This is a genomic window from Hyphomonas sp. (genome assembly GCF_013823385.1).
GTDB lineage: Bacteria > Pseudomonadota > Alphaproteobacteria > Caulobacterales > Hyphomonadaceae > Hyphomonas.
This window is the reverse complement of record NZ_PNMA01000063.1, coordinates 1-7680: the sequence shown is the minus strand read 5'-3', so window position 1 is coordinate 7680 and position 7680 is coordinate 1. Positions and strand designations below refer to the sequence as shown.

Genomic DNA, 7680 nt, shown 5'->3' with positions numbered 1-7680 from the left:
GATGGTCAGAAGGCCGCTGAAGCACTTTTTGTCGACGGGATGCGGCGGGAGCTGCCGGTCTGGGAGGGGTGCATCACGCTTGCGGCAGGCGAGGTATTCCTGCTCTCGCCGCATCCGTCCTCTCTGGACGGGCGCTACTTCGGCGCAGTTCACGAAGCGGACATCCTGGGCGTCGCGGCGCCGCTCTTCGGTTCGTCCGCCCACGATCCGTCTGCAGAGTAGGGCAAGGCGATGCAGGCGAGCGCAGGGGTGGAGAAGGCGGACCCGGTAGGGCAAGTTAAAAGCGCTGGCGCCAGGCCCTGCCTTGCGCCTTGCCTGCACAACGATTTTCCGGCGCCCGTTGCACCGGGTCGAGACGCCGGGTTTGCTGCGATCTGGCGTGTTTGCTGCAGGTCTGGTTGGCGCCATATCTTGATTGGGGAATCTTCCCATGACGGATGAATTCACGCCGCGCCTTGGCCGGTTGGGGGATCGGGGACGTGGCGGCACGTCTCGCTATTCAAAGCGGGTGAGGCAGGCGGCTGCGCGGCTTGGCCGGAAAACTGGAAAGGCGCGGTTCAGCGGCGCCGGACTTGGGCGAGGCGGCGCGAGCGCGCGTACCCTTGAAATGCGCGGTCAGCGAATGGCATCATTCCGGATGCGCCGGGTCATCGTGAAGACCCATGTGTCGCGGGCGCCACGCGGTGGTGGGGGCGGGGCGCTGAAAGCGCATCTGGGATACATCCAGCGCGACGGCGTCGAGCGGGATGGCTCCGGGGGCGATCTCTACACGCGGGTGGGCCTGGAACCGAAGGCGGAAGAATTCCTCGAGCGGTGCGACGGGGACCGGCACCAGTTCAGGATCATTGTATCGGCCGAGGATGGTGCCCGGCTCGGGGACCTGAAGGAGACAACCCGGGCGCTGATGGCCCAGATGGAATCCGATCTCGGCACGCGGCTCGACTGGCTCGCCGTCGATCACCACAATACCGGTCATCCGCACACCCATATCGTGATCCGAGGTAAGGACGAAGACGGCAGGGACCTCGTTATCTCACCGGACTACATCCGCAAAGGTATGGCCTCGCGGGCGCAGGACATCGTCACAGAGCGCCTTGGGCCGAGGCGCGATCTTGAGATTGCGCTGGCGCGGCAGAGCGAGGTGACGCAGGACCGGTTTACAGGCCTGGATCGGGGCATTCTCGCAGAGGTCTCGGAGACCGGTATCCGGATCACAGAAGGAAGGGACACGCGGGGTCGGTTTGACGAAGCGCTGCGGCGGGCGAGGTTGCGCCATCTCGAGGGGCTTGGGCTCGCAGTGCCGGCAGGTAAGGATAGCTGGACCCTCAAACCTGGCTGGGACGCCTCACTCAAGGCGCTGGGGCAGCGAGGTGATATCCTCAAGGCGCTGGCAGCGAAGCATAGGGATCGGGCACCCGATCAGAATCTCCACCGGTTCGAACCGGGCGGCCAGGAGCAGGAAGTCCTTCTCGGGTCAGTCCTGGCGTCGGTTCCGGAGGATGAATTTCGCGACCGGCGGAGCCTGGTGGTCGAGGACTTTCACGGGACAGGGTGGATCGTCGATATCGGGCTGGAGGAGCCTGGGAGGATCCCACCGGATGGCGCCGTCGTTGAGGTTCGTACCCGGCCCCTGAAACTCAGGGAGATGGATGCCTCCATCCTGAAGATCGCCGAGCGGTTGGGTGGGGTGTATTCAGATACGTTGCATGTCGCAGATGATCCTGCGGCAACGCAGGCCTGGCGGCAGGGACATGTCCGGCGCCTCGAAGCCTTGCGGCGCGCTGGTATTGTAGAACGCGGCAGCGATGGCGTGTGGAAGGTGCCGCAGGACTTTGCCCAGCGCGCCGCCGATTACGATGCGGCGAGGACGGGGCGGCTTGAAGTGCATGTCCGGTCTTGGCTTCCGCTTACGGAGCAGCCCCGGCATGCCGGTCTGACCTGGCTCGACACGGAGGGAGCTGGGGTGACTGGCGACCGGCTCGCGAAGGTGCGGCAGGCGCGCCTCACCTATCTTCAGGAGAAGGGCTGGCTTGAAAGCGGGGACAGCGAGGTGGGTGAGGCCTTGCGAAACAGGTTGCGCGCCATGGAGCTGCGGAGGGCATCAAGCAGGCTTGCTTCATCAACTGGGCGCGCTCCTGTGGAGCTGGTACCGGGAGACAGGTTTGAAGGCCGGTTCGAGAAGGCGCTGGACCTGGGGCAGGGAAGAATTGCGGTCGTCGGGAATGCTAAGGAGTTTGCGCTGGTTCCATGGCGGCCGGAGATGGAGCGTCATAGAGGGAGGGATATGGCGTTTAGACGAACAACGGCAAGCGTCAGTTGGACGATTGGGATTGAGCGGGGCATGGAGCGGTGATCTACAAAAGGCTTCAGCGCATCTCATTGGAGGTTCGATTTAATGTTTGCTTCAGGCTGAAACAGATCAACCAACTTCAAAAACGTAAGGGAAGCATTGGGCGCAAATGCAGACTTAGGGAACTGACAGCCTCATCGACCGGGATTGGACCCTTCCTGCCGCTCACTGATCCATTCTTTTGTGACCGTTTAACGTCTAAGTGCGGGCATCCTGCGGGGAGGTCCATATCGCGGCTGTGGAACAAGAGTCGCCTTTGTCGAAGGGATGCGTCCGGTCAGTTTGTGTTTCATAGCGGACGTGTGCCACGCCCGCGTTCTAAGGGACGATGGCGTCAGCGTGGCAGCATTTCGGACGCAGCGGCTCCCTCCACGAGCGACAACCGTGGGCGGCGATTTAATCCTACTTTAGATTTTTTTCTCATCCGAGTTTAGGTGGGGGCTAGCATATACGACCCCTTTACCTCAAAGTTGCCTAAAGGAGGGGCGATGGATCGACTGACCAAAATCGAAATTCAGCGCTCTCTAATTGGCGGCAGAGAGGTCGGCTGGATCAACCCCGCAGGCAAGCGCCAAGCCATTGAGCTAAAGAGCGCTGCGCAGCGTCGTATGTTTGAATATCTGCTGCAGTCCAAAGTCCGGCAGCCCAAGGATATCCCCGACGAGTTTATCATCGGCCTAGGGCGCGCATTTGGCGCCGAAAGCGACCCGGCTGAAGAAGCGGCGACTACCGCTTCGTCTACGCTTACCGGCCCCTGGCGGCTGCACAAGATCGAGACAGAGGGTTTCGGGGGGCTAAACACTTGCAGTGGCCCGCCATTCGTTCATGAGATCGATGGCGAGAGTTTGATCCTGCAGGGTCCCAACGGCAGCGGTAAATCGTCGTTGGTCGGCGCAATCCTTTGGGCAATGACGGGCGAACGGCCGCGGGATCACTCGGACGCCAATCCTGCAGAACGAGCTGAGGTGTATGGCGATGATGACCGCCAGATTGGAACCTGGCCGCCGATTGCATGCTATCCCGAAACGCCTTCGGGGTTGTCAGTCGATCCCTTCGTCAGTGTCACGTTGACCTTCAAAGACGATGCTGGGGCCATCGCCTTGGTCCGCCGCCAACTTAGCAACGGTTTGGTCACGCCTTCGATTGACCCAGCTCTAGCCATACCAGACGTGCTCATCGAGACCGGGCTGCTTATGCCCATTCGCATGTCGCAGATCAAGTTCGCCAAGGGGCCGACGCCACTGACTGAAGCGGTGCAGTCTCTCACCGGCCTGGACGAGCTCGTCGAGCTGGGCGCATTTGTTGACGGGCTTTGCAACAAGGGGCGCGAGTACCTCTCGACAAATTCCAAATTGTACGCCGCCCAAAAGCAGGTGTTTGATGGCGCAATGGCCGACGTGGTGCGGCTTCTCAATCCCACCGGCGAAACCGTGACAGCCTTTATGCCGAAAGACACGGACGACAAGGATGGGGATTTTGCCAAGTTCGGAGTCCGGCTGAAGGAACGGGCGGCCGAGCTAACGAAGGTCATTGGCGAAGACCTGTCCTCAGGCCTCGACTTGACCAGTCCAAAAACGCAACTCGATGTCGCCGGTGCCATCTCCGGCGCACGCGAGGACATGGCAGGCGGCCTTATGGAGCTCGCCACATGGAAAACGCTGTCGGAGATTGCTGCGGCTATTAACAATGATACCTGTGAAGTGCTCCAGGCGGCGGCTCTGGAAGCCGTAGACGCTATGGCGGACGCTCTCAAACTCCACAACCGCAGCCAGCAAGATACACGACTGCAACTGAAGGCGCTCGGCGCGCAGTGGCATTTGGTACACAAAGGACCGGCCGAACTCACGGAATGTCCGCTCTGCGACGAGCCGTTGCGCGAGGCGGCGCTGAGTGCGGAATTGAACGAACTGCGACGCGCAGGTGAGGCGGCGACTCGGCAGTTGTCCGACAATTTAAACGCTATCCTAGCCAAATTGAACGATTCCGTGCCTCCTGCCCTTGCCGGTAAGCTTGGAGATGTCGCCTGTCTTGCCCCTCGCCAAGCGCTGCTTGCCGACCTTGAAACGACGTTCGTTAAACGGCCGCGCTACAAGAACACGTTAGCCACGTTTACGCAGCTTGTGACACACGCATTGGCAATGGCGCCGGCGGACGAATTAGAGCTGCAGACGATGGTCACAGAGAACGCGGACCCGACGCGCATGCTTCGGGACCGTATCTCGGTCGTCCGCCGTCTCGTGGACTTGCGAGAGTGGCGCTTGAAGAACGCTCCTCTTTGGGAGATCTGGTGGCTGGAGGCGGTAGGCGCTGCACAGACAGGGGACGAAAAGGAGGCGGGGGCCGAGTCCACGAACGCGCGCCGCGAGACCTTCTCCGAACACCTAACCCGATTGTCTCATGCGGTCAGTGAAGCCGAGCCGTATCGCGCGGCGGCTGAGGCTTTGGGGCGTGCTTGGACGAGTGGCCGGAAGGCTCGAACTTATGAAAAGGAGCAGGAACAGCGTCAGGCCATCGCTGACTATCTGGCTCCCCTCAAGACTCTAGGCGCCCTGTCAGAAGCGCAGGCGCGCCTCGCGATCCACTCCTTGTCGGACGATATCGGGGAAATTCTGAAGCGGATGCATATAACGGAGTCCCTTGGCTTCAGGGGTGCCAACCTTGAGCGGAAAGCGGGGCTGCAGGTGCGCGGAGCCTTTGCTGAAGAGTTCAAGATCGACGCGACCTTGGTGGCCAACACTTCATGGCTTAGGGCCGTCTTGTGGGCATTTCTGTTCGCTCTGCGGCAAGAGGCGGTCAAACAACTCGGCTGCGACCCGCTGCCCTTGTTGGTGTTGGACGACCCCCAAGCTACGTTTGATGCCGAGCATCGCCATCGTTGGGCGCGGGAGATTATCCGCCTGCAGAAGGCAGAGCCGTCCGCACAAGTCGTCCTCGTCACCCACGACGAGATATTTGTGGAACTCGTTCTGGTCGATGGTGTGGAAGGTCGTCAAGGCATCATCGTTTCGGCGGGGCATGAGCTTAAACACATCGGCATTTTCGAGGGTGCTTCGCTGGACCGAAAATGGGCGAGGACCAAAACCGAGAACACGCCAGGAGCCGGGCAAGACTATATCGGGGCGGTGCGGATCTACGTCGAAGGCCTATTGCGCATGATGCTGAGAGGCCACGCAGCTGACGTGAACTGGGCAACTCATGGATTTGTGATGGGCGCGGCGCGCGAAAAAATTCGCGAGCTTCATGCCGCCAAACTCGCCCCTTGGGACAAAGCCGAGTTCAAACGGTTGACAGGACAACTCGACAGCGGAATTTCCGCGCTCAAGTATATGGAAATGGCGCACCACTCCGGCCGAGTGAACCTTGGTATAGGTGAGGCTGAAACGGTAGAGATGCACTGGCGTAAGGAGCTCGCCCCGGCCCTCAGGCGAGCGTTCCAACTCGCGCGTGATCACCAATTGATCCACGGCGGGCTGCGAGCCCTCCACGCCGCCGAACCCGATTGCGCCCTCCCGGAGGGGTATAGCCCCGAGGTCAGCAGTCTGCGTCTTCATATAGTCGGCCGCGCGGCGGCGTTGACGGACGGGCGCGTTGCTGATGGACGGGTCGAATTAGACTTCAGCGCAGGCGCGCAGAACCACTTGGTGCTCGGGCGGCATTTTGCTTACCGTCTAAACGCAGCAACGCTTGAGCCCGTCGCGCGGAAAGGCGACCTCCTCTTGGTCAAAGAGGCCGGGGAGCCGTCGGTGCGGTCCTTAGTCGTGGCGAGGTGTGAGGACCGAGTTGTGGCGCGCCGCTTCGAAGTGGCCGACAATCACAGTGACCTCGCGGTGCTGACGGCCCAGTCCGTAAACCCTCGTCAGATCGCGTCACCAATTGTCGTCAAGAAGGCAACCTTGGAGCTACACAAGGTTGTTGGAGTGCTGTTCGACTTCAGCTCATTCAATCCTATCCAGCCGGGTGAGGTCTGCGACTGTGGCGGCGAGTCGGTGATCAGCCGTTACGCCACAGAGATCAGAGGTCTCGTGGAGGTAGTCGGCGATAGCGCCGAACCCATCGCACTCGACGGACAGATGCTGATGATCGGTGCTGCGGTCTCCGCCAGCGACGCCCTTGCGCAGCTTGATGGCCGCCCGGTCATCGCCAGCAATATTGCCGATGAGCGTTACTTCAAGCGTTTGCGTTGCGGCGAGGAAGGTGCTGTAATCCTTGAGAGCCTCGAGATCAGCGGGGACTTCTCTGCAGTGGTTCTAACACACAATACTGGCGCAGAGACCGACCTAAAGGAGGTCTGGCCCGTCCACGGAGTGCTTTTTGAGCGGCTGTAGAGGAAAAGCTTTGTTTGACCTGGCCTTAGTTCGTGCGGATCCTTCCGCGAAAATGCTCAGCTGCCTGTTAACTCGCCAAACCGGAACGCAAGATTGAATGGCAATAGTTCTTTGAGCACGTCGACGTAGGCTGCCATGTTTCATGGGCTCCCGCACGCGTCGGCTGAACCTCCGCTCTGCGGCTCGCCCCTAACTTCCGCTTATGGCGCCCAGCGGAACTCCAGTTCGAACAGCTTAGGCTCTGCTTCTGGGCTGAAGCAGAGGCATCCAAGTCAACATGCATGGTCCGGAATGCGTCCGAAAGAAGACGCTTAGTGTTGTATGATTGAGGTCCGCTTTCGGGATATAGGAGCCGTGATGGTCGTTGTAGTGATGCGAGAGGTGAACGGCTTGTCGATTGTCGCGCAGGGCACATCGATTATGGTTCGCTCAAATGTTTGGTGCGGGGGGAGCGATGAAGAAGCCTGCGAGGAAACGCTCTGTACGGAAAGCGGTGGGAGCTGATCTAATCGTTGGGGCGAACATCCGCCGGCGGCGCACGGATGCCGGACTGACGCTCTCCGCTCTGGCTGAGGCGATGGGGATCAGTCACCAGCAACTTCATAAGTATGAAAGCGGAACCAACCGCATATCTGCAGGAATGCTGTTCGAGTTTGCCCGGTTTTTCACGCTGCCGGTCGATGCTTTGTTTGAGGGCTACGCTGATACAGAGGTTGAGGACACTGCGATCCTGCGGACCCGGCGCAGGTGTCACGTCCTGATTGACCGGACGACTTCCCTGGCGACGCTTGAGACGATCGCCAAAATTCTCCGCGCGTTGTCGAGCAAGTAGCTGGCGGGGCATTGCCCCGTCGTTGGTCAGGTCTGCGTGCGTTTGCATATCTCTGTATAGCGTCCAACTAGGCAGGGCCGATGCGGTTAGTGGAAGATACGGCTTCGTTTTAGAAGCTGGAGTCTACGCTTATGAATCCCGGGAAAATCTTGATTGGCCAGGTCGGCATTGTA

Annotated in this window: 4 protein-coding genes; all 4 read left to right on the top strand. The window is 60.3% G+C overall.

Features of this window, described 5'->3' with window-relative positions; all coding sequences use genetic code 11:
• A partial coding sequence (locus C0456_RS19055; RefSeq protein WP_291055708.1) for a S26 family signal peptidase occupies positions 1–222 on the top strand: 222 nt, incomplete at its 5' end.
• A gap of 208 nt (positions 223–430) precedes the next feature.
• Positions 431–2353: a DUF3363 domain-containing protein gene (locus C0456_RS19050; RefSeq protein ID WP_291055705.1), complete on the top strand. Its 1923-nt coding sequence runs from the start codon at positions 431–433 to the stop codon at positions 2351–2353.
• 485 nt (positions 2354–2838) lie between these two features.
• Positions 2839–6675 carry an AAA family ATPase gene (locus C0456_RS19045; protein WP_291055702.1) on the top strand — a complete coding sequence of 1279 codons (3837 nt, stop codon included), beginning with the start codon at positions 2839–2841 and terminating at the stop codon, positions 6673–6675.
• 454 nt (positions 6676–7129) lie between these two features.
• Entirely contained in the window at positions 7130–7507 is a 378-nt protein-coding gene (locus tag C0456_RS19040) for a helix-turn-helix transcriptional regulator (protein ID WP_291055700.1), read from the top strand.
• Positions 7508–7680: the final 173 nt, after the last annotated feature.